At 66.8% G+C, this 20,988-nt stretch carries 21 protein-coding genes and 1 tRNA gene; 7 read left to right on the plus strand and 15 right to left on the minus strand.

Annotated features, from left to right (window positions below):
• Positions 1-73: 73 nt before the first annotated feature.
• The 7 genes from AAFM92_14410 to AAFM92_14440 form a co-directional block, all read right to left on the minus strand.
• Positions 74-634, minus strand: a complete 561-nt coding sequence (locus tag AAFM92_14410; GenBank protein MEL7301571.1) for a pyridoxamine 5'-phosphate oxidase family protein — start codon at positions 632-634, stop codon at positions 74-76.
• Positions 627-1,670 carry a lipocalin-like domain-containing protein gene (locus tag AAFM92_14415; protein MEL7301572.1) on the minus strand — a complete coding sequence of 348 codons (1,044 nt, stop codon included), beginning with the start codon at positions 1,668-1,670 and terminating at the stop codon, positions 627-629. Before AAFM92_14415 ends, AAFM92_14410 begins: the two co-directional genes overlap by 8 nt.
• Positions 1,660-4,038, minus strand: coding sequence for an ABC transporter permease (locus AAFM92_14420; protein ID MEL7301573.1), 2,379 nt, complete (start codon positions 4,036-4,038; stop codon positions 1,660-1,662). Before AAFM92_14420 ends, AAFM92_14415 begins: the two co-directional genes overlap by 11 nt.
• Complete coding sequence (locus tag AAFM92_14425) at positions 4,038-4,691, minus strand: ABC transporter ATP-binding protein (protein MEL7301574.1); 654 nt, start codon at positions 4,689-4,691, stop codon at positions 4,038-4,040. Before AAFM92_14425 ends, AAFM92_14420 begins: the two co-directional genes overlap by 1 nt.
• A gap of 176 nt (positions 4,692-4,867) precedes the next feature.
• Positions 4,868-5,806 carry a hypothetical protein gene (locus AAFM92_14430; GenBank protein MEL7301575.1) on the minus strand — a complete coding sequence of 313 codons (939 nt, stop codon included), beginning with the start codon at positions 5,804-5,806 and terminating at the stop codon, positions 4,868-4,870.
• 115 nt (positions 5,807-5,921) lie between these two features.
• Positions 5,922-7,010 (minus strand): LacI family DNA-binding transcriptional regulator, encoded by a 1,089-nt coding sequence (locus tag AAFM92_14435; protein ID MEL7301576.1) that lies wholly within the window; start codon positions 7,008-7,010, stop codon positions 5,922-5,924.
• A 24-nt stretch (positions 7,011-7,034) separates the two neighbouring features.
• The gene (locus AAFM92_14440; GenBank protein ID MEL7301577.1) at positions 7,035-8,897 is read right to left on the minus strand and encodes a hypothetical protein; all 1,863 of its coding nucleotides are present in this window, start codon (positions 8,895-8,897) and stop codon (positions 7,035-7,037) included.
• 126 nt (positions 8,898-9,023) lie between these two features.
• Here AAFM92_14440 and AAFM92_14445 point away from each other — a divergent pair.
• Positions 9,024-9,100, plus strand: a tRNA-Arg gene (locus tag AAFM92_14445).
• 1 nt (position 9,101) lies between these two features.
• On the opposite strand, the gene AAFM92_14450 is transcribed toward AAFM92_14445, so the two are convergent.
• Positions 9,102-9,890, minus strand: coding sequence for an alpha/beta fold hydrolase (locus tag AAFM92_14450; protein ID MEL7301578.1), 789 nt, complete (start codon positions 9,888-9,890; stop codon positions 9,102-9,104).
• A 205-nt stretch (positions 9,891-10,095) separates the two neighbouring features.
• Between AAFM92_14450 and AAFM92_14455 the strand changes: the two genes are divergently transcribed.
• Positions 10,096-10,389: a hypothetical protein gene (locus tag AAFM92_14455; protein MEL7301579.1), complete on the plus strand. Its 294-nt coding sequence runs from the start codon at positions 10,096-10,098 to the stop codon at positions 10,387-10,389.
• A gap of 6 nt (positions 10,390-10,395) precedes the next feature.
• Here AAFM92_14455 and AAFM92_14460 read toward each other — a convergent pair whose 3' ends face one another.
• Both AAFM92_14460 and AAFM92_14465 read right to left on the minus strand, forming a co-directional pair.
• Positions 10,396-11,100 carry a hypothetical protein gene (locus AAFM92_14460; protein ID MEL7301580.1) on the minus strand — a complete coding sequence of 235 codons (705 nt, stop codon included), beginning with the start codon at positions 11,098-11,100 and terminating at the stop codon, positions 10,396-10,398.
• Complete coding sequence (locus AAFM92_14465; protein ID MEL7301581.1) at positions 11,072-11,365, minus strand: hypothetical protein; 294 nt, start codon at positions 11,363-11,365, stop codon at positions 11,072-11,074. Before AAFM92_14465 ends, AAFM92_14460 begins: the two co-directional genes overlap by 29 nt.
• A 159-nt stretch (positions 11,366-11,524) precedes the next feature.
• Between AAFM92_14465 and AAFM92_14470 the strand changes: the two genes are divergently transcribed.
• From AAFM92_14470 to AAFM92_14485, 4 genes are all read left to right on the plus strand, one after another.
• Complete coding sequence (locus AAFM92_14470; GenBank protein ID MEL7301582.1) at positions 11,525-11,944, plus strand: hypothetical protein; 420 nt, start codon at positions 11,525-11,527, stop codon at positions 11,942-11,944.
• A 189-nt stretch (positions 11,945-12,133) separates the two neighbouring features.
• On the plus strand, positions 12,134-12,328 hold the full coding sequence (locus AAFM92_14475; GenBank protein ID MEL7301583.1) for a hypothetical protein: 195 nt from the start codon (positions 12,134-12,136) through the stop codon (positions 12,326-12,328).
• Between the two features lie 82 nt (positions 12,329-12,410).
• The gene (locus AAFM92_14480) at positions 12,411-13,031 is read left to right on the plus strand and encodes a ribonuclease HII (protein MEL7301584.1); all 621 of its coding nucleotides are present in this window, start codon (positions 12,411-12,413) and stop codon (positions 13,029-13,031) included.
• A 126-nt stretch (positions 13,032-13,157) separates the two neighbouring features.
• Positions 13,158-14,261 carry a site-specific DNA-methyltransferase gene (locus tag AAFM92_14485; GenBank protein MEL7301585.1) on the plus strand — a complete coding sequence of 368 codons (1,104 nt, stop codon included), beginning with the start codon at positions 13,158-13,160 and terminating at the stop codon, positions 14,259-14,261.
• Positions 14,262-14,363: 102 nt separating this feature from the next.
• On the opposite strand, the gene AAFM92_14490 is transcribed toward AAFM92_14485, so the two are convergent.
• A complete protein-coding gene (locus tag AAFM92_14490) occupies positions 14,364-15,494 on the minus strand; it encodes a calcium-binding protein (protein ID MEL7301586.1) in 1,131 nt (376 codons plus the stop codon).
• 128 nt (positions 15,495-15,622) lie between these two features.
• Here AAFM92_14490 and AAFM92_14495 point away from each other — a divergent pair, with 128 nt between their 5' ends.
• Positions 15,623-16,549 (plus strand): hydrogen peroxide-inducible genes activator, encoded by a 927-nt coding sequence (locus tag AAFM92_14495; GenBank protein MEL7301587.1) that lies wholly within the window; start codon positions 15,623-15,625, stop codon positions 16,547-16,549.
• A 147-nt stretch (positions 16,550-16,696) separates the two neighbouring features.
• Here the strand turns inward: AAFM92_14495 and AAFM92_14500 are convergent, their stop codons facing one another.
• From AAFM92_14500 to mutY, 4 genes are all read right to left on the minus strand, one after another.
• Entirely contained in the window at positions 16,697-17,074 is a 378-nt protein-coding gene (locus tag AAFM92_14500) for a hypothetical protein (protein MEL7301588.1), read from the minus strand.
• A gap of 89 nt (positions 17,075-17,163) precedes the next feature.
• Positions 17,164-18,600, minus strand: coding sequence for an alpha/beta hydrolase (locus AAFM92_14505; GenBank protein ID MEL7301589.1), 1,437 nt, complete (start codon positions 18,598-18,600; stop codon positions 17,164-17,166).
• Between the two features lie 46 nt (positions 18,601-18,646).
• The gene (locus AAFM92_14510; protein ID MEL7301590.1) at positions 18,647-19,789 is read right to left on the minus strand and encodes an alkane 1-monooxygenase; all 1,143 of its coding nucleotides are present in this window, start codon (positions 19,787-19,789) and stop codon (positions 18,647-18,649) included.
• 3 nt (positions 19,790-19,792) lie between these two features.
• Positions 19,793-20,920, minus strand: coding sequence for an A/G-specific adenine glycosylase (gene mutY, locus AAFM92_14515; protein MEL7301591.1), 1,128 nt, complete (start codon positions 20,918-20,920; stop codon positions 19,793-19,795).
• Positions 20,921-20,988: the final 68 nt, after the last annotated feature.

The following is a 20,988-nucleotide window of genomic DNA, read 5'->3' on the forward strand; positions in this document are numbered from 1 at the left end:
AGCCCGGCCAGCCAATCCAATTTTGAGTGCGTTCCGCCCGGCCAGCCTTCGTGTTGGCCGGGTTATTTGCGTCCTAGGGCGCCAGCCATTCTCCGGCCCAGCCATCGTCGGGGCGAAAGGCCGCGCGCCGGTGGATGGGCAGGCCCAGCGTGACGAGCTCGAGCCGCGTCAGCCGGAGCGTCAGTTCGAGAAACTTCTCCTCGTTGGGCGTCCGGTCGAAGGCCTCTGGCCCTGCGATGGGCGTGCCGGGCGCGGGCTCCACGCCGTAGACCTCTCGCGCGCCCTCGGGCATCTGCTGCCATGTCTCGTGCGCGCCGGGCGCCATCGATACCTCCACGGAGAGCCGCAGCTGAATCTGGCTGCGCTTGTCCCAGATGTGGAGCTGAGCGCGGGGGTCTTCCTTGAGCTCGGTGACCTTGGGCGTGGCGGCGTCCGTGAAGAGCGTGACCGTCCCGGCCTGCCGGTCCACCTGCCGCATGACGAGCGTCCGTGCCTGGGGGCCGTGCTCGGCGGACATCGTCGCTAAGGTGGGCGTGCGCGCGGGGTGCTTGGCGTCGTGGGCCCCGCGAATGAGCAGCTCCCATGCGCGGTTCAGTACGCCCGGGAGCGTCTCGTGCCAGTCTTCATCACTCATAGCCGGTCATCTCCAGATACCCCATGCCGGTATGGCTTCCCGTGGCGCGCACCGGCCCTTCCCAGTAGGCGAAGGCCAGGTCGTTCCAGGCCTGATCGTTCAATGCTTCCACCGTGATGTCGATGCCCTCGGCGGGGTAGGTGATGCGCCAGCGTGTCGGGATCCTGCGGCCGTCCACCTCCGCCGTGCCGTGCGGTTCGAGCGCGAAGGTCCCGTCTTCGATCTTCGTCACCGTCCCGTCCGCCTCGATCCACGACCCCGAGCCGAAGGCGGCGTTCTCACTGTCGCGCAATCCGAAGGCCATCATGCGGTTGCCGTCCTCGAAGGTGAGCGCGAACCAGTCCCAGCCCGATTGCGTGCGCCCCAGCGGCTGCGAGGAATACTCCCGGTCGAGCCAGGCCTGCCCCGTCACGGCGACCGCGCCGGCAGCCGTCTCGATGGTGCCCTCGAGCGTGTAGAAGGGCTGCGAATAGTAGCGGGACGCCTGCCCCTCGGCGCTCTTGACCGAATGCCCGTCATCGCCGTGGAAGACGAGCGGGCCCTGCGCTTCGAGCGCGAGATCGTAGGCGAAGGCGTCGTCCCGCGCAGTGAGCCGCAAGACGCGGAGCCCGTCCGGCCCCTCCATGCGCCAATCGTCGATCCAGGCGGCGAAGGGCTCCGCTTGCGCGCCCGCCTGACCGCTGCCCCCGCGGGCAAACCGCTCCGCCGCGAAATGCGCCTCCTGTGTCGTGAGCGCGGCGTGGCCCATCCAGGTCTGCGGCGTTTGCCAGCTGCCGTCGTCACGTGGCTCGCGGGCAGAGCGGAAGAGCGTCCATTGTACCCCGTAATCGCGCCCGTCTTCGCCCACGAGGTTGGCCGTTAGGTACCACCATTCGATGCGGTATTCGGGATGCGGACCGTGATCTTCGGGAAAAACGAACTGATCGCCCGGCTGCGGAATGGCAAAGCCCTCCGCATCCTCGCCAAGCCCTGCAAAGCTCTGCGCGAGCGCCACGGGGGCGAGGAGGAGGCAAAGCAGAAACGCTCTAGCGTTCATCGGCAAAGACCTTGAGCAAGCGTGAGGGATCGGTGCGCGCGAGGCGGAGCGCCGGGATTAGGGCTGCGGCCACGGCGGCAAGGAGCGCCAGTACCCCTAGCCGGGCCCAGTCCAGCGGGAAGGGCAGGAGCGGCAGCCGCCAGCCGAAGGCCTGCACGTTCACCACCGTGAGGAGCGCCCAGGCTACGGCGAGCCCCAGCGGCAGCGCGAGGATGAAGGTGAGCGCGCCAGCAAGGGCCGCGCGTGCAAGCTCTAGCCAGGCGAGGCGGCTCCGCGTGATGCCCATGGCCCAGACCGGCGCCACCTGCGGCAGGCGCATCGTCCCCAAGGTGGTGAGCGAGGCGAGAATGGCAAAGGCCGCGACGCCGAGCGTCAGCACGTTGAGCGCGCCGGTCACGAGAAACGTCCGCTCGAAGACATCGAGAGAGAAGCGCTTCACCGTCGCCTGGTCGAGGATCGCGCCCGGCTGGATGCCCAGAGCCTCGAGCTCTTCGCGCAGCTCCGGGATGCGCGCGGGATCGAGCCGCGCAGCATAGCGTAGGGGCGAGATGTCTGGGACGCGTGCGAGAAGCTCCTCTTGCCCCACCATCGCTTGCCCGCGCGGGTTCCCGTAGTCGGTGTAATAGCCCGCCACCGGCAGCTCCCAATCCGGGAGGAGGCGCAGCGGATCGCCGAGCGAGAGCCCCTCACGGCGCCAGAGTTGCTCGTTGACGAGCGCGCCGGTGCCCGCCGCCACCCGCGCCCAGGCATCGGGCTCGGAGACGACGAGCGGCCAGCCCTCCCGGTAGGTCACATGATCGATAACGCCGAGGATATCGCCCGGCGCCTCACGCAGGCGCGCCTCTGTCGTGCGCAGGGGGATCGCCTTGTCGGTGTTGGCTTCGAGAAAGGCTTCGAGCTCCCGCGCCTGATCGGCGGTGGAGGCGGTGACATAGAGCTCGGAGGCGAGGCGTTGCTCGATCCAGCCCGTGAATGTGGCGCGGAAGGACGACACCATCGTGCCCACCCCGATATTGACCGCGAGGGCCAAAAGCAGCGCCATGAGCGCGAGCGATAGACCCGGCACCTGCTGGCGCGTGTCGGCGATCGTCCACGCGGCGACCGGCCCTTTGGCGAGGGGTTGCAAGAGGCTCAGCGCGGCGTCGAGCGCGAGCGGCAGGATGAGCGCCGCCCCGAAGAGGAGCCCGCCCATCATGGTGAAGCCCGCCAGGAGCCCAGCCTCCCACCGGTGCCCCGTGGCCGCTATGATCCCTGCTATTGCGAGGAAGACGAGCCCCGCCACAGCCTGCCAGCGCAACGCACGCGCATTGGCCATGGCCCAGGCGCGGGGGCGCGCAGGCGCGAGGATCGGCATGCGCGCTGCGCGCCAGATATTGGTGGCCGTGGCCGCCATGGCCCCCACGAAGGCGAGCGCCGCGCCCGAAGCCATCCAGCGCCAATCGAGCGTCAGGCTCCCGGGAACAGACGCACCATAGAGCCCGCCCAGCGTCGCGGCGACACCGGGCAGAAGCGCCGTGGCGATGAGGTAACCCAGGCCGATCCCGAGCGCGCCTGCGACGGTGGCGAGCGCGAGCGCCTCCGCGGCGATGAGCGTGGTGACCGTGCCCGTGGGCAGGCCCAGGGCGCGCAGCGTCCGGAACATCGCGCGCCGCTGCTCGAAGGCGAGGCCCATAGCGGCGTGCACGATGAAGAGGCCCACCGCGAAGCTGAGGAAGCCGAAGGCCGTGAGATTGAGGTGGAAGGACCGCGTGAGGCGCGCGATCTCAGCGCCGGTGTCCTGCTCGGATCGCACGAGCCCCTCCGGAAGCGGCGGCAGCCCGCGGGGCTGGTCGGGCAGGAGCACGAAGTAGCTGATCTCCCGCCGGTGGAGCAGCTCCCAGGCGGTCGTGATGTCCGTCACCGCCTCGCCCACGGGCAGGTTCGCGGCGATCTCATACCTGATCCCGGGGACGTCTGGCGTCTCTGGGTGAGCCTGCACGACCCCCTCCGAGACGAACCGGCCGAGGCTTTCCCCATCCGTCAGCGCCGGGCGCGTGGGCGAGGGCGGCAGCGTAAACGGATCGATACCAACGAGCGTCACGCGGCCCAGTCGCCCCTCGACCACGGGCGAGACGAGCCAGCCCATACGGCGCAATTCCGCGAATGATTCCGTGGGCATGGCCTCTCCGTCGCGGCGGGTGAGGCGGGTCTCGGTGCCTTGCCCGAGGGCGGTGGCGGCCTCGTCGTAGCTCGCGCGGGCTTCGGCGTTGATCGCCTGCACGCCGGTCCAGAGCGCCGTGGCCGCGGCGAGGCCCGCCACCAGCGTCAGAAGCTGGAGGGGGTGGCGCCGCCAATGGCTCAGGAGCGCGGTCAAGCCGCTGACCCACATCAGGAAATCTCGCCGTGGCTCAGGTGAATGCGGCGGTCGAGCGCCTCGGCGCGGGCGCGCGAATGCGTGACCATCAGGAGGCCCGCGCCCGCCTCGCGCGCCAGGCGGACCATCAGCGCCATGACCTCGTCGCCGGTGTCTTCGTCAAGGTTTCCAGTGGGTTCGTCGGCCAGCACCAGCGCCGGTTTCGACGCGAGCGCACGCCCGATGGCGACGCGCTGCTGCTGGCCGCCGGAGAGCTGCTCGGGGAAGCGCGTGCCGAGGCTTTTGAGGCCGAGCGAGGCGGTGAGTTCGGTGATCCACGGCGCGTCCACGTGGCCCGAGAGGCGCGCGTGGAAGGCGAGGTTTTGGGCGACGGTGAGGGACGGGATCAGGTTAAACTGCTGAAAAATTACACCAATATCCTTGCGCCGAATCTCGGCGAGTGCGGCGTCGCCCAGCCCCACGACCTCCTGGCCGTTGAGCGCGATGGAGCCGCCACCCGCTGGCTCGAGCCCGCCCACGACATGGAGGAGCGTCGATTTCCCGGACCCGGATTCCCCGGTCAAAGCAAGGGTTTGACCCGCCTCGAGCGTGAACGACACGCCCTTCAATACCTCGAGCGGAGGCTCCCCAGGGAAGGTTTTGGAGACGTCTTTGACACTGAGCAGCATGGCGGGGGACTTAGCCGCGCGTCCGGGCCCGTAAACCCCGTGCGACGCGGTAACCTTTTGCCCCCGGCCGCGAAAATCGCGGCGCCAGCTTGCGTCTGGTTCGCGTAAGGCTGGCGTATGGCCGCTGCGCTGGCTTCGAGGCGTTAACCTTTGCGCGGCGGTGCGCGGTACGCACCCTACAATAAGGTGTTGAGCTCCGCGCGAATGCTGTCGCGAAGCTGCACGGCGGCGGCATGGCTGTGGCCCATTTGCGCCCGGTCGAGGACACTGAGCGCCAATTCCACGTACACAAGCGCCTCCGCGAGATGCGGACACGGATCGGAGGTACCTTCGACTTCCAGCCAGCCCGCCTTCGCGAGCGCGAGGTTGTGCTGCGTCATCGCCCAGTCCACGGCGTGCTGCTCCCGCGTGTAGACCTCAAGCGCGGCGTCGTAGGCCGCGAATGCCCTGGCGAGGATCGCTGGGGCCGTGGCGCCCTTCGTCCGAGTTGCTTCCCTGCGCGGCGTGTCGCCCGCATGGTTGAGCGCGCGAACTTCGGCTATGATTGTGTCCACCGCCTCATCTAGGTAGGAGGTCAGTGCGCCGCGGTCGAGCTGCCTGGCGGCGGCGATGGGACGGCTTTCCATCGACTCGAGGCGGCTTTCGATGCCGATGATCCCCTCCTGCACGAAAACCGTGTGGAACGTGTCGTCTTTGCGAAGCTCCTTGAATGCTTCTTCGATGACGGCGCGGAGTAGATCATCCACGCGGTCATCATCCTGGGGTGGAGCTTTCGCGAAGATGTGCGCGTATAGCGCGGATGGGAAATCCCGGCGGGCCTCGGGCGTCTTCAACAGCGCGGCGTCGGTGCGGATGGCGCCTGCTTTTTCGCGCAGGAGAGCGTTGGCGATGTCGAGGGCGTGGTCCGAAAACTCGGCATTGCTCTCGAGCATCGCGGTGAGCGCGGCGGCGGCCCGGCTTGCGGCTTCCGGCTCATTGCCCGGGATGAACTTTGTGAAGCCGGAGACCTTCGAGAACGCCTTTTCCGCGCCTGCGATGGAGGAGGAGCCGGTCGCCGACGAGAGGGCCCAGAGGCAGACTTTCACGGTCTCAATGGCACGGGCGCGCCTGCTCATGTTGTGAGCCTAATCCCTTTTAACACGCGTGCAAGTTGTGTGCATGGGGCGCTTGCGCGGGCGAGATGGTTGGCGAGCGACGAGTGGAAGCTCAGCCAATGAGGCGTAGGTCGGCCTATCCCAGCTTGCGGCGCAGGGTGTCGCCGGGGGCGATCTTGGGGGTGAGTTCCTCAATGACGGGCGGCGTGTCGGGATCTTCCACGCGGGCGCGAATGATCTCGGCGGCGCGCGTGCCGATCTCGGTGCGGCAGCTGTCCATGGTTGCGAGCTGCCGTGGCAGCCCGTCGAGGAGCTCCACGCCGTTGAACCCGGCGAGCCCGATCTGGTGCGGGATGCTGATGCCCTTTTCCAGCAGGTAGAGAAGCCCGCCGGCGCCGATCATGTCGTTGGAGTAGTAAAGAAAGTCGAGCTCCGGGTTTCGCTCTAGCATGGCCGCCGTCATCTCCCGGCCCTTGGCCAGCGCGGAGCCGCCCTCGTAGAATTCCTGGTCCTCGACCTGACGCCCACCCTTCGCAAGCGCCTCGGTGAAGCCCTCGAAGCGTTTGCGGGCGCGGTGATCGAGGGGCATCTTGGTGCCGAGAAAGCCGATGGTTTCGTAGCCCTGCTTGAGAATCTGCTCCGCCATCTTGCGGCCCGCGCGGCGGTGCGAGATGCCCACGGCATTGTCCACGGGCGTGCCGTCGATATCCATGATCTGGACGATGGGGATGCCGGAATTGGCGAGCATGGCCTTGGAGGCATCGGTCTGCTCGAGGCCGGCGATGACAACCCCGGAGGGCCGCCAGGAGAGCATCTCGTAGAGCACTTTTTCCTCGCGCTCGGGCGAGTAGTTGGTGACGCCGACCACGGGCTGGAGCCCGGTGCCGTCGAGCGTGTCGGAGATGGCGCCCATGACCTCGGGAAAGACCATGTTGGAGAGCGAAGGGATGATGACGGCCACGAGGTTGACCCGCTGGGAAGCGAGCGCGCCGGCGATCTTGTTGGGCACGTAGCCCAGCGACTTCGCCGCGGTGAGGACCTTCTCGCGGGTGGCCTCGCTGACATCGCCTCGATTGCGGAGGACACGGCTCACGGTCATCTCGCTGACGCCCGAGGCCTCGGAGACATCGCGGAGGGTCAGCGGGCGGCGGGGGGGTACGTTCACGGGGGCGCATTCCTTTGATCGCTCACTTGTTAGACCATCTTCGAGGCGGCTCAAAGGCATGATGTCGGAGGCGGGTCGCCGCGCTCAGCATGGAAGGGTGAGCCACGGGCCGAACCGTGGGACGGGCTCGCCCGGGCCCGGCACGGAGGCGGGGCCATCCTCCGCGCCGATCACGGCGAAGCTGGAGCGTGCGGCGCAGTTTTCCCGCGCGGTCTGCCAGTCCGCGAGGCTTGGGCCGAGGCCCGTGGCCGCCCAAAGGAGCGCGAGGGCGAGCGCGACGGGGGAGAGGAGCGCACCTGTCCCGAGCGCGCGGACGCCGCGGAGGCCTGTCCCCTCGTCCGGCCGCGCCAGCCCGAGCAGCGCGGCCATCTCCGAGCCGGGGGCCGCGATGCGCAAGTGGGTCCGCCGGGCGATCTTCGCGATCGCGGCGCGCGCCTCGACGACCGCACCGAGAAACGCATGGAGCGCAAAGAGGAGCCCGCCCAACGCCACTGCGACGACGAAGAAGGCCACCACGGGCGCATCGAAGAGATCCGACACGTCGCCGCCGCGCGCGGTCAAGAAGAGGGCCGTCATGGCCTGGCTGTAAAAGCCGGTGACGGCGCTGCCGAACCCGAGGACGACCGCCACTAGGAGGCAGAAGTTCAGAACCTGAAGCTGCTTGCCCTCTGCCACGAGGCCCATGCGCCCGGCTGCCCCGCCCGGACGCAGGAGGGCCCAGCTCCACAGCATCAAGCTGAGCCAGAGCGGCCCACCGATCGCGGCCGCGAGCCTCGGGTGGAGGGCGGCAAGGCCGGCGACAAGGGCTGCGAGGAGCACGCCATAGCGGATCCAGAATGACGGGATGCGAAAGGGCGCCGCGCCGCGGACATGGGCGCCCCAAAGCTGCCCGTACCAACCGAGGACGAACGGAAGAATGACGTGCTGCAGCGGGATCTCTTCGCCGAAGCCGTCCACGAAAATCGCGGCGGCCCCGAAGGCTCCTGCGGCCAGCACCATCGCCCCGGGCAGCCGCAACAAGAACCCGGCGAGAACGCAGGTCGCCAGGAACACCGGCGAAGACAGGGAGGGATCGAGAAGCCAGGCGACCCAGTGGGGTAATCCGAGATCGACAAGTGCAATCCAGATGTCCGAGACCGGCCAGGCATAGCTGACGCCGAGCAATGCGATGATCGCGACGCTGACCATCGGCGCGGGCAGGGCCCGTCCCGGCAAGCTTTGTGGGAAGCGCGTGTCGAACGCTGCGAGGTAGCGTGCGATCTCGTAGATCAGCATCGCGGAGAAAATGGCGCCCAGATCAGAAAAGCCGCTCCGCGGATTGAAGACATAAAGCGCACTCTCGAGCGCCGGGCCCACGCCGACGACGTCAAGAAGCCACGGCGCGGCCGCATCGACGACCGCGCCGAAGAAAGCCGCACCGACGAGCATCAGAAATAGCAAGCGACGGGGATAGGCCCCGACACCGAGCAGAGCGACAAGACCGTAGGCGAGGACGGCGGAGAAAAAGCGGAGCTCAATGGCAAGCCTGTCCGCCTCCGTCACGGCAACTAAGCCGATTTCCGCGGTGACCTGGATCGGAAGCACGCAAAGGAGAAGTGCGATGCACCATGCCGGCTGCGCCGCAACGCGGAGGACGGCCTCGGGACCCCGGTGCAGCACGAAGGCAAGGGTAAGGGCGTTGAGCAGGTGGCCCAGAGACGCCCGGTAGGTGATCTCCTCGAACGCCTCCCAACCGATGGCGCCAGGGAGCGAGAAAAGAGCGAGCACAGCGAGGCCCGCCACCCCGAATTGCTGCGCGAGGCGGATCGCGATGGGATATATCAAGAGGCCAAGGCTCACGCTCAGGGCGCCGATATCCGTGGAGATCGGCAAGAGAAGGAGGATGACGGCCCAACCGGCGAGTTCTGAAATCCGGGCGCCTTGGGCCCAGATCTGCGAGAGGGTCATGGCTGGGCGCGCTATGTCTCGAAAGTATGCGTGAGCCTACCGCGCGCACCCGTTTCGGGCAAACGGAGGATCGAGGTCAGATTGCCGTTGACCCAAGGCGTAGGCGGGCCTTTACAGGGGGCACGTGGCCCCGTGGCTCAACTGGATAGAGCAGCCCCCTCCTAAGGGGCAGGTTGCAGGTTCGAATCCTGCCGGGGTCGCCATTTATCCGAGGAAGGCATGGAGCGCTTCGGCGGCTTCCTCGGAGCGCTCGAAGTGGAGGAAGTGGCCGCAGCCTTCGATGGCCACGAGGCTGGCCTTGGGGAAGGCGGATTGCATCGCCTCCACATCCTTGAGCGGCACCATCCGGTCTTCCACGGCGGCAAGGAGCAGCACGGGCACGTCGATCTCGGGCAGGCGCGCGCGCAGGTCCACGCGGGCGCAGGCGGTGAAATCATTGACGAGCACGGTGGCGCCCGAGGTCGTCATTCGGCGGCGCACCACTTCGCGGTACATGGGCATCGTCGACTTGTGCCAGCAGGCGCGGGAGATCGCGCCCACGGTGGCGTCGGTGTTCGTTGCGAGCCCGTTGAGAAGCTCCTGGCTCACGTTGATCTTGGCGCCACCGCCGATGAGGCAGAGGGAATGGAGCCTGTCCGGGGCGTCGAGGGCCGTGGCCACCGCGATGGCCGCGCCCATGGAATGGCCCACGAGGCAGACATCGCGCAGGTCGTGTTCGGTCAGGAAGGCGGCGACGGCGGCGGCGTAGACCGCCACGTCATCCGCACTCTCCCCCCCGCTGTCGCCGTGGCCCGGCAGATCGAGCGCATAGACCGGTCGCGCCTGAAGCGCGTGCCCGCCCTGCCCGGGGGCGCGGGTCTTGCCCGGTTCGGGCGCGGCGGTGACGTTGCGCCAGGGGATCGCGTAATCGAGATGCGAGCCGCCTGCCCCGTGGATGAGCACGAGCGTCGGCGCGCCGGGCTCCGGCAAAACGCCGTTGAACGTGAAATGCATCGGCGCCTCCTCCCGCTTCCGTCCGGATAGCTGGGCCTGCCCCGCCGGGAATGCCCGAAAGCGACACCGGGTGTTGTGCCCTCGGCGGAAACGGTGCGTTCCCGTGTGCGGGGTTGCGCGGGCGTCGCCTTACCGTAGCGTTAACGGGTGCCGAGTCCGGGGGGAATCGGTGTGGGCCTGGGTGAGGCCCGAAAGGTGGGGTATTATGACCAAGACATTGATGGGCGCGGCCCTGTCCGCGCTGCTGCTGACCAGTGCGGCCACGCCGGCGCGCGCGACAGACGTGGCGACGACGATCCTCGGCGTGCAGCTTCTCGTGGGGCTGGGCGTCGTGCTCGGTACGCCGCAGCGGCTGCAGGGGGCCACGTCGGCTAATACGGAATATGCATTGACCGGGCAGGGCACGCCCGTGGCCAACGATCGGTACGTGGCCCGGCAGCCGGTGAAGCTCGTGTGCCATCCCTATCCGGGGACCTGCACGACCGTCCCGGCGCACTGAGCCGGGTCAGACCATCTTGATGACGTCCTTGTCGATGGAGAGCATGTAGCCCTTGCGGGCGATGTTCTTCACGAGAAGCTCGCTCACCATCTGGTTGCCGAGAGCGTCGCGCAGGCGCTTGATGCGGGTGGCCCCGGCGGCCTCCTCGCAATCCGATGCGCTGCGCCCAGAAATGACGCCTTCGAGCTCCGCGCCGGTGAGGACATCGCCGTCCATGCGCGCCTCGGCGAGGACCGAGAGCGTCTCGATGGCCGCGGGCGTCAGCTTGAATTCCATGTTGTTGAGGTAGACCACGTTCTCGTCGCGCGAGATGAGGAGGGAGTTCACCTGGATCCCCGTCCTCTCGATCTCGCCCATGCGGCGGGTCAGCGCCACGAGCGCCACGAGAAAGACGAGCGTGGCCACAAGGAGTGCCGTGGCGAAGACGAGCAGCACGAAGATCACGAGCCGGTAGCTCGCCAGGACGTCCGAGAAGGCGGTGCCCGATTGCGCGATGATCTCGAGGAGCTTGATCTCGGCCGCGCTCGTGAGGGTGTCGTTTTCGACGAAAATCGCCTCCACGCGCTGGTTGAAGGCGTCGGCGTCAGGCAGCGTCAGCAGGAGCGCGGCGCCAGCCACGGCGAGGATCGCCACGATCGCGATGACGCCGAGAAGCACCACGCGGGTCCCCGCCGCGCGGGTCTCAGAAGCGGAGGAAGTAGTTTCCTGCACTCTCTTGCCTTTCCGCGAGCCCGGTATCGTCGAAGACCGAGACGATGTTGAGAAGGGTCCAGCCGCCCTCGGCCACGCGCGGCGCGAGCTGAACGCGGGCATTGGCGGGCGTGCAGGCGCCGCTGATCTCGGCCACGCCGTAATGGAGGCGCAGCGGATCGTCCTGCTTGGCCTTGTAATCGGCAAAGCAAGCGGCCTGCGCCGCGGCGCCGAGGAGCGCGAAGGCGCCCGGTAGAAGAAGCCGGGAGAGAAGGAAGCGTGTCATGGGCGGACCGTGCCCGCCGCGCTGCCGTTATTCAATATCCCGCTGTCTGGCGCGCCCGGTTATCGCCTATCAGGCGGGCGATATTGTCTGCTCAAAGGGCCCGGCCCCAGCCTTCTCCCATCACCCGGGCACGCTGCCCGCCCAAGATGAGGAAAGACAATGCTCAAACCATTCGCTGCCCTTCTGCTCTCCGGCGTGATCGCGGTCACGTCGCTTTCTCCCACCCCGGCGCGGGCCGCCGATGGCGAGGACCTCGCCGCGTTGCTCTTCGGGGCGCTCATCCTCTACGGCATCGCCGAGGCGGCCAAGGATGACCGCCGCAAGAAGGCCGCCACCGCCACTCGGCAGGTGCGCCCGCAGCCCAACCTCGCGAAGCGCTTGCCCAAGCACTGCATCCGCGCCACCGCCGCCCATGGCCGCGGCGGGCCGCCCCAGTTCTTCGGCTATCGCTGCCTGAGGACCTCATTCCCCCATTACGCCAAGCTCCCGGAGCAGTGCTTCCGCCGGTTCGCGACCGCGCAGGGCCCCCGGCCCGGATTTGGCCCGAGATGCCTGCGCCGGGCGGGCTTTGTGTGGTGAGTATCCCGGCTCGTTGAGGCAGGCGTGCCGGGCATTGGTCCTGCCCGGCGCGGGGAGGGGGAGGAGAGCATGGGCTCCTCCCCCTCTTCATATGACCGCACAAGCGGCATGGGGACTTCATGCATTTGCCTCAATTCTCGGGCATTCCTGCCCTCGGAGAGAGAGCAACGTGTACTTGAAGGGGTGAAGATGGCTGACAACGTTATCCCGGCCAAGAAGCGCGGGCGCAGTTGGTCCGTATTCGACCTTCTGGTGCTCGCCGTCGCGGTGGGCGGCATTGGTCTCACAGGCATCAGTGCCCTGGGCTCAGGCGACATGATCGGCGTCGAAGGCGTGGCCGATTGCGTCAACGAGATCTGCCGCGCGGCGGGGCCAGCGCGCTAGTCCCAAATCGCGACGGAGGTCGCGCTAATCCCACATAGCACCGTGCATTGTGAGAGGCGGCCTTCCGTGGAAGTGTCGCGCCATGGCCGGGCCCCCTGACTACAGCACCGAAACAGCCGCGCATGCGCGCGGCCTTTTGCGCGTCGCGGGTGTCGACGAGGTGGGCCGCGGCCCGCTGGCCGGGCCCGTGATGGCTGCGGCAGTGATCCTCAATCCCGATGACATTCCCGCGGGGCTCGACGATTCCAAGGCCTTGAGCAAGGCGCGCCGCGAAGCCCTCTATACCGAGATCACCGCCCGAGCGGAGTGGGCGCTGGGCGTCGCGAGCGTGGAAGAGATCGACCGGATCAACATCCTGCGCGCCTCTCACCTCGCCATGGTCCGCGCCGTGGCGCAGCTCGCGCCGGTCTCCCTCGCGTTGATCGACGGCAACATCATCCCCCGCGATCTGGGCTGTCCGGGGGACGCGATCGTGAAGGGCGACGCCCGCTCGCTGAGCATCGCGGCGGCCTCCATTGTGGCCAAAATCTGTCGCGATCGTGTCATGTATGATTTGGCGCAACACCATCCCGGCTACGGCTGGGAGACGAACCAGGGCTATCCCACAAAAAGCCATATTTCAGCGCTTCAAAATCTGGGGGTGACCCCACACCATAGACGGTCCTTCAAGCCGGTACACAACATCTTGTGGCAAGAAAAATAAGTAAACCCCTGATTCTTATAGTTTTTGACTTGGGAATCGGCTCTGATTCATTTTGAGACCAACGAGCAGATCGCCCGTCAGAGGCGGCAACGTGGCCCGGGGACACCCGGTAAAGAGGCAGTGATGATGAACGACGCGAAGGGCGCGGGGGCGCTTCCTTTGGACACTATTCTTGCGGGCGATTGCATCGCGGCGATGCAGGCTCTTCCGGAGGCGTCCGTGGATCTCATCTTCGCCGATCCCCCCTATAATCTCCAGCTTCGGCAGGAGCTGCACCGGCCCGACGCCTCCCGCGTGGACGCCGTCACCAACGATTGGGATCAGTTCGCGAGCTTTGCCGCCTATGACCGCTTCACCCGGGAGTGGCTTTCGGCCGCAAAGCGCATCCTGAAGCCCCACGGCGCGCTCTGGGTCATCGGCAGCTATCACAATATCTACCGCGTGGGCGCTGCGCTGCAGGATGCGGGCTTCTGGGTCCTCAATGACGTGGTCTGGCGCAAGTCGAATCCGATGCCCAATTTTCGCGGCAAACGCTTCACCAATGCCCACGAGACGCTGATCTGGGCCTCCCGCGGGGAGGGCGCGAAATACACGTTCAACTACGAGGCGCTGAAGGCGCTCAACGAGGGTGTGCAGATGCGCTCCGACTGGGTGCTGCCGATCTGCACCGGCCATGAGCGGCTCAAGGATGCCAAGGGCGACAAGGCCCATCCCACGCAGAAGCCCGCAAGCCTGCTGCATCGCATCATCGTGGGCACGACCAATCCGGGCGACGTGATCCTCGATCCGTTCTTCGGCACCGGCACCACGGGCGCGGTGGCCAAGATGCTCGGCCGACATTGGATCGGGATCGAGCGCGAGGAAGATTACCGCGAGATCGCCGCGCGCCGCATCGGCGACGTGCGCCGGCTCGATGCCGCGGCGCTCGCCGTGACGGCCTCGAAGCGCGCCGAGCCCCGCGTCCCCTTCGGCCAACTCGTGGAGCGCGGCATGCTGCGCCCGGGCGAGGTGCTAACCGGCCCGCGCGGGCAGACCGCCAAGGTCCGCGCCGATGGCACGCTCGTCTCCGGCAAGCTCGCGGGCTCCATTCACCAGGTCGGCGCCAAGCTCGAAGGCGCGCCCTCCTGCAATGGCTGGGCCTACTGGAATTTCGAAAAGGACGGCAAGGAGGTCTCCATCGACCTCCTGCGCCAGCAGATCCGCTCGGAAATGCGCCAAGGATCGGTCTGAGGACCGCTCGAAACAGACTACCGCCGGTGCCTGTGGCCTGACGCATGGCACCAACTTCAGCCCCGCCCGTCAAACGGCGGGGCTTTTTTTGATTGCCGGTCGTCAGACGAAATCGAAATCGTCGGCCGTGAATGCGGCCTCGCGCATGTCCTCGACGCGTAGGGTGTCGCCGCTCGCGAAGGTAAAAAGCGTATCGTCGCCGCCGCCTGTGGCCGAGGCGAGACCCATCAACGTCGCGAAATCCGTGACGCCGAGCGCGGTGTCGATCTCGATGAGGTCCTGGTCGGTGAAGTCCTCGATCACGTCGGCGCCGCCGTTGAAGACAAAGGTGTCTGCCCCGCTGCCGCCGTTGAGGATGTCGTCGCCTGCTCCGCCGTCAAGACGGTCGCGTCCGTTCCCCCCATCGAGGTCGTCCTTGCCGTTTCCGCCGTTGAGGATGTCGCTGCCGCGCCCTCCGTCGAGGTCATCGCGCCCGCTGCCGCCGTTGAGGCGGTCGTTGCCATCGCCGCCGTCCAGATCGTCGCGGCCGCCACCGCCGTTGAGGCGGTCTCGGCCCGCGCCGCCGCTCAGGTCGTCATCTCCCGAGCCGCCGTTCACGGTGTCGTTTCCGCTGACCCCGTCGAGTTCGTCGTTGCCAGCATTGCCCAGAAGGCGGTCATTCCCGGCGCCGCCGTCGAGCTCGTCGTTGCCCTCGTTGCCGCGGATCGTGTCATTGCCGTCCAGACCGTCAATGACGTCGTTGCCGGATGTGCCTTCCAGATCGTCGTCGCCTCCCGTCGGCCGGTCTGTCGTGTCGGGTGGAGGCGGGCTGACGCCTCCGAAATCGAAGTCGGCGGCGGTCAGATCGTTCTTCCGCACGTCTTCGAGGCGCAGCGTGTTGCCGTTGCCAAAGTCGATGCGGGTGTCGTCGCCGCCGCCGACGGAGGACGCCAGCGCCATGAGCGCTGCAAAGTCTGAGACGCCGAGGCTGGCATCGATCTCGATGATGTCGACATCACCGAAATCCTCGATCATGTCCGCGCCGGCCTCGTAGACAAATGTATCGTTGCCGGAGCCGCCGATCAGTTCGTCATTGCCTGCGCCGCCGACGAGTCGGTCGTCGCCCGAACCGCCGATGAGCTCATCATTGCCGCCGAGGCCCCGAAGGATGTCATCGCCGCCGCGGCCCTTGATCTCGTCATTGCCGCCGGAGCCGGTGAGGGTGTTGTCGTCGTTGTTGCCGTAGATTTCCATGATGTCTCTCCGCGAGGGGCGCCGGGTGTCTGACGCGGATATGGGCGGTGTTGACGCAGGGTAAATACAATGACACGCTAGATTTGCATTGGAAAAACCTATCGATAGAAAGATGAGTATCGTCGGTGATGGATGTGTCACTCCGCCAGATCCGCTACCTCGCGACGCTCGTCGCAGAGCGGCAATACGCGCGTGCCGCGCGGGTGCTGGGGATTAGCCAGCCTTCCTTGAGCTTGCAAATCAAGGCCCTGGAGGATGCGCTTGGTGGCATGCTCGTGGAGCGGCGCCGCACCGGTTTGATCCTGACACCGCTGGGCCGGGAGGTCGCTGCCCATGCGCAGACGGTGCTTCAGGCTGTCGATGCGCTTACGCAGGCGGCGGTAACGTCGGAGGGCGATCTGGGCGGCACGCTCCGGCTCGGTACGTCTCCAACGGTCGGGCCGTATCTCCTGCCGAAGGTACTGCACCGGCTGCACCTCGATCATCCATCGGTCAAGCTCATCATCCGCGACGCGCCGCCCCGGGTCCTGGCCGAAGAGCTGTCCGCGGGACGGCACGACATGATCCTGACCCAGCTCCCGCTCCCGGCGGAGGAGTATCGCGTCCTACCGCTTTTCCGCGAGCCCCTGGGACTTGCCGTGTCGCAGGAGCATCGGCTGGCCCGGCAGGAGACGGCGCGCAAGGCCGATCTCGCGGGGCAGAGCATCCTGACGCTCAGCTCCTCCTACGCCCTGCACCATCAGATGGCCGCGCTGGCGGTGGATGCGGGGGCGAACATGCGGGAAGACTTCGAGGGCACGAGCCTCGACGCGCTGCGCCAGATGGTGGCGCTGGGCATGGGGGTGACGCTCCTGCCGGCGCTCTATGTGCGTTCGGAGGTGGGCCAGCAGGACCCTGACGTGGCGATCCTGCCGATGAAGCCGCAGCACTACCGGCAAATCGGGCTCGCCTCGCGCATCACAAGCGGCAATCCCGCCGCCTTCGAAGCCTTCGCAGAGATCACGCGGCGTGTGGTGAAGGAAAGCTTCTCCAAGGACGTGACGCTGATCGGCTAGCGCCGCAGCTACGCTCATATGCTGTCTTCAAGAATGGAGGTGGCGCGGCCTCCAATGGAAATACGCTGAAGGACCGCGCCGGACCGGCGCCCTCACACGGCGCCGGGGAGGCAGGGCGGAGAATGCGCGCCCTGATTTCCTAAGGGACTAGCTGATCGTGTAGTCGAAGCTCGTGCCCGCGCCTCGGTTACGGGTCACCGTGGCGGTGTTGCCGTTGACGGCCCATGCCTGACAATCGCGTTCCAGCACGCGGGTCCCGGCTCGGCCCGTCCGGCAGAATGCGCCGTTCTCCCAGCTCCAGGTGCCGGAGATCCCGTTGCCATCCCATGGGCCAGAGAACGTGCCATCCGCGTTTACAGTGAAAGTGTTGCCGTTGAAGCCGAGTTCCCGGCCCACGATGGCGCTGCGGAATTCGGCTTCGCTGGTGATCGCGACTCCGGCTGGCGCGCTCTCTCCGGCGGAGCCCGTCTCCATGCAGCCTGCCAGCGCTGCGAGGCTGGCCGCGATCAGACTTGGTCTCAACATGGTGTTTCCTTCCCAAATGCCCGGACTTGCCTGTCCTGCTTCGGGTGTCCGACATGACAGGGCAGCGAGAAATGACGAAGTAGGAGACGCTACCCCGTTTGGGGTATATCGGCTGCGATACGCCGGAAGATGTCGCGCAGCGGCGCGCCTTGGGTCAGGTGCCCCGTCCCCGGCAGAATGCGCGCCGGCGCGCCCATTACCGTTTGGGCGAGGCGTTTGAGGTCGTCGGCGTTGTGCACCCGATCCTCCGCGCCGTGCCAAAATACCTTGGGAATCGGGAGCGCCGCCGCGCGCCGCCAAGAGAACTTGATCTGCGCCATGTAATCGTAGCGCATCGAATCCATCGAATGCAGGGTCGCAAAGGTGAAACGATCGTCACGCTCGGGCGTGCCAAAGTCCTCATCAAGTAGAGCCTGGTCGATCTCGCAATCCCCGAAAACACGCCGCGCGGTTTTTTCCCGGTAGTCGCGGTGCCGGGCCAGGCTCCCAGCGAGGTGTTGGACGGCGGCAAAGGCCATCCGCCCATTCTGCCGTACGCTGCGCAGGAAGGCTTCGCCGAAATAGATGTCCCGCGAGGATGACTTGCCACCCGAAAAGCAGGTTGAGACGAGGTCAATGCGGGAGACCCGTTCTGGGTACGTTTCCGCATAGGCCGTCGCATAGGCCCCGCCGGAGACGAGCGACATCAGCGGGATCGGCCCGCCACCGATCATCTCGTGCAATGCCGCCATGCCGGAGACGACCTCGCGGCAGTGGGCCTCCCAACCCGTGGAGGTGTGGGTGGCCGTGCTCAAGCAGCCGGGCCGGATTGGCCACAGCGCCCTCCAGCCGAGATCGTGACATAGGGCGACCTCCTCCAGCCCGATATTTGGAAACACCATGGGGTGCAGGACCATCACAGGTTTGCCCCCCACCGGACCGACATCAAGGTAACGCGTAGCGGTCTCGCCCGTGCTACAAAGGACACCATGGCGCGCGCCTTCTGGCAGGAACCGCGCATAGGGTTCCCATCCTTTCGAAGCGCTCTGGTGCAGGTCGCCGATCTCTCCGGCGAGATCGTGAAGCCATCGGCTCGCCAGCGCCACGAGCTCAACCTGGGAGCTAACGCCAAGCTTGCGAAAGACGCGCTGCACCTGTTTGCGGCGGGTGGTGACGGCGACGCCGGCCTCTTGCGCGCTGTCCTCAAGCGAGAAGCCCGCAGCGAGGTCTTCGAACAGCGTCGCCTCGGCAGGGGTGAGCGGCGTACCTGCGAGCGTGACTGTCGCCTCAGCAAGCGCGCGACGGGGCAGCTCATAGTCCGCGGCGCGGCCGGATATCGTCATCCAGTAGGTTCGACGCGCGAGGATGGGCCAAGCGCAGCGGTTGGCCCCTTTCGCCCGCACATGGACCGGGAAGTCGCGAAGCCAGAAGGCCGGTGCCTCGCCCATATGGGCAAGCTTGTCGGTGAACCGGACGAGGCTGTCGTGGCTCTCGTCCACCGCTGCGGTCAGGAAACCCACAGCCTCATCTCTGTCCATTTCGCTCATGCCGTCACCCTGTGGGCCGCAGCATGCCGACGCAAGGGCACGCGACTTACCTGGGCCAGTCGGTCGTGCCCTCGGTGTACGGCGTCCAGTCCTCGATCTCCGGGTAGAAGCGGCGGCGCCACTCCCGCACCTTGGGGTTCATCACGCGGCGCCAGAGCGGCGGGCACATCGCCAGCATCGTCATCACAGGGTAGCCGTAGGGCAATTGCGGCGCCTCGGTCTCGTCATAGGTCTGGAGCAGCGGGAAGCGGCGATCGGCCTTGAAATGATGGTCCGAATGGCGCTGGAGATTGATCAGAAGCCAGTTCGAGACCTTGTGCGCCGAGTTCCAGGAGTGGCGCGGCTGGACGTATTCGTACTTTCCCTCGCCGAGATGCTTCCGGGTGAGGCCGTAATGCTCGATATAATTGACGAGCTCGAGCTGCCAGATCGCCACGAAAGCCTGAAAGATAAAGAGCCCCAGCCCCGCCCAGCCGCCGATGGCGAAGGCCAGCGCGAAAAAGCCGCCCTGCAGCACGGCATAGCGCCAGAACGGGTTCGACGCGTCGTGCCAGGGCAGTTTCTTGCGCGCAAGCATAGCCTTTTCGGCGTGAAACGCGCTCGCGGCTGTGCGCCAGATCACGCGCGGAAAGAACCGGTGAAAGCCGGTATTGTAGCGCGCGGTCACGGGGTCCCGCGGGGTACCGATATAGCGGTGATGGACAAGCAGGTGCTCGGAGCGGAAATGCGAATAGAGCACCATCGCCAGCAGCAGGTCGGCCATCCAGCGCTCCACGCGCGGGCGCTGGTGCAGAAGCTCGTGGGCATAGTTGATCCCGATCGTGCCGGTGATGACGCCGATGCCGAAGAAAAGGCCCGTCTTCTCCCAGCCGTTCAGGTGATCCGTCCAGCTCACATAGGCGAGGATGCCGAAGAGCGTGAACGCCTGCACGGGCGCCCAGATGATCGTGATGGCCTTGTACCAGAAGAGCTGCGCGTCATCGGTGGCGGGATCGGCGTTGTCCTCGTCGAGGCCCGCGAAAGCGTCGATGATGGAAAACAGATACCACGTGCAGATGGGCATCAGGAGCACGGCCCAGCCGCCCGTCATCGCGCCAAGCACGGCCACGGGCGGTAGCGCGAGCGAGAGCCAGAACGGGAGCGCTTGGGCGAGCCCGTTGCGGGCGGGGGGCGTGGTGATATCGGCCATGGTTTACTCGTTAAGGTGCTTTGCGGACGTGGCGAGATCATAGACCTTTCGCATGACCGTGGGCAAATCCGATGGCCGAAATGCGGCGCGCGGGATGAATTTGCCGCGCTTCGCGGGGGCGTCGCTCGGGACGGTTGCGATCTCGATCTCGAGCACGAGGTGGAAATGGGTGAAGGTATGCCGCGCCTCGGTGCCGAGGCGCTGCCACTTCGCCTCCACCGGCTGGTCAGGGTGGCCTTCTGATGGCGCATCTGGCTCGGATTTGGGTGAAACAGTCTCTGTCCATGCCGACCCGGGCCAGCCGAGCATGCCGCCGAGGAGCCCGCTCTCGGGACGGGTTTCGAGGAGCAGGGCGCCGTCTTCGCGGATTGCCACGTAGGCCGTGCCGCGGCGCGTGGGCTTCGGCTTCTTCGGTTCCTTTTTCGGCAGCTTGCCCGCCGTGCCCTCGGTGCGCGCCCGGCAAGGGGTCCGCACGGGGCAGATGCCACAGGCGGGCGACCGCGGCGTGCAGATGGTGGCGCCGAGATCCATGATGGACTGCGCGTAGTCGCCCGGGCGCTCGCTGGGTGTGTAGCGTTCGGCGAGTTCGGTCAATTCGCCCTTCGCGCGCGGCAGTGGCGTGTGCACATCGTGGAGCCGTGCCATGACACGCTCCACATTGCCGTCCACCACGGTGGCGGGCTCGTCAAAGGCGATGGAGGCGACGGCGGAGGCCGTATAGGGCCCGACGCCGGGCAACGTGAGGAGCGCTGCGCGGCTCGTGGGAAAGGCACCGTCATGCTCGGCGACGATGACCCGGGCGCATTTCAGGAGGTTGCGGGCGCGGGCGTAGTAGCCGAGCCCGGCCCAGGCGGCCATGACATCGGCATCCTCGGCGGCGGCGAGATCCGCCACGGTGGGCCAGATCGATGTGAACTTGAGGAAGTAGTCTCGAACGGCGGCCACGGTCGTCTGCTGGAGCATGATCTCCGAAAGCCAGACGCGGTAGGGGTCGGGCCTGTGGCCCGCCGCGCGCTCCGCAGGCCCCACGCGCCAAGGCATGGTGCGCGCATGACGGTCGTACCAGTCGAGGAGCGTCTCCGAGATCAGTTCCGCCGTTGTCTCCGGCACATCACGCAATTGTTTGCTCACCCCTCGCTATATGCCCCGATATCGCGCTGATATCCGCCCGGGCCCCCGTGCAGCCCGCCGAAAGCCCG

It is taken from the genome of Pseudomonadota bacterium, assembly GCA_038533575.1.
GTDB lineage: Bacteria > Pseudomonadota > Alphaproteobacteria > Rhodobacterales > Rhodobacteraceae > Shimia_B.